The 1,330-nt window shown below is 29.8% G+C and carries 1 protein-coding gene; it reads left to right on the top strand.

Annotation, left to right across the window (positions count from 1 at the left end):
• Positions 1-256 precede the first annotated feature (256 nt).
• Positions 257-1,240 (top strand): amidohydrolase family protein, encoded by a 984-nt coding sequence (locus tag QZZ53_RS15625; RefSeq protein WP_296386401.1) that lies wholly within the window; start codon positions 257-259, stop codon positions 1,238-1,240.
• The last annotated feature ends 90 nt before the right edge of the window (positions 1,241-1,330 follow it).

Here is a 1,330-nt window from a genome sequence, read left to right as displayed (position 1 = left end):
TATTTTCATAATACTTAGGAAATAATACATCTAATGTGTCGTTAATGACATCGTAAATATAAAACTCTTCTTTATTGTTTTTTGGTTTATAATACTTTTTATACCATTGCTAGTTTTTCTATCGCGTTTTTTTTAGGGTTGATGGTAAAATGGGTTTTACAAAAAACCAAAACGATTATCTATATTTAATGAAGCCAAAATTAAACCTGATTTATATTATGTCGGAGGAGGAGCTGTTATAGGAAATGGCTACGGATTGACTAATTGGAATGATGAAACGCCAAACTTTATTTATCAAGAAAACGAAGCATATCCTATCCCAGAAAAATATAATAAACAGAATCATTCGCCACAAGTCGTAGTTGAGCGAATTGCTGAATCAGGTGCTATTGCGGTAAAAACATATTACGAACCTGGATTTGATTCTACTAAACCTGCTTTTCCTGTTCCATCTATACAACTTATGAAGGAACTAAAAGAAGAGACTCATAAAAACAATTTGGTTTTAGTAGCTCACGGAAATTCTTTAGAAGCGCATCAATTTTTAGGAACTGCAAATGTTGATATTATTGCTCACGGTCTTTGGAATTGGGAAACATACAGATTAGAAGACACCAATGAAATACCTAAAGAAATAACTAGAGTTTTAGATGTTGAAATAAAAAATAAAATTGGTTATATCCCAACTTTGCAAGTAATTAATGGATTAAGAACGCTAACTGATTCTGAATTCTTAAACAACTCTGAATTAAAAAATGTGCTTCCTCAAAATTTAATCGATTATTATAAAGAAAATACAAATAATATGTACGCTTCTGTATTTGGAGACGCACCTAAACCTATAATAATCAATAATTTCAATCGAATTTCAAACCAAGGAAAAATTAATTTAAAGTATATGAATGACTATAATGGTTTGATTTTATTTGGTACAGACACACCTTCTTCACCAACTTTTGGAAACCCACCTGGCTATAACGGTTATTTAGAAATGATAGAAATGAAAAATGCAGGTATTCCATTACGTAAAATATTAGCTTCTGCTACTATTGAAAATGCAAAAGCATTTCAACTCGATCACCTTTATGGTACAGTTGAAAAAGGAAAAAAAGCCAACCTTCTATTATTGGATAAAAATCCATTAGAAGATATTTCTGCTTACAATAGTATATTAAAAGTAATCATTGGAGGGAAAATTATAAATAGAGGCAATCTTTCTGCGGATAAAAATGAAAACTAAACTAGTGGTAACATTAAGTACAGATAATTTTAATTCTTTTAAAACAAATATCACTGCTTTTCGAACAAAGCGAATCATGCTTATTAATTC

It is taken from the genome of Winogradskyella sp. (genome assembly GCF_016744625.1).
In the GTDB taxonomy this organism is placed as follows: Bacteria; Bacteroidota; Bacteroidia; order Flavobacteriales; family Flavobacteriaceae; genus Winogradskyella.
The sequence above is the reverse complement of the archived record's forward strand: the minus strand, read 5'-3'. Positions and strand labels throughout refer to the sequence as shown.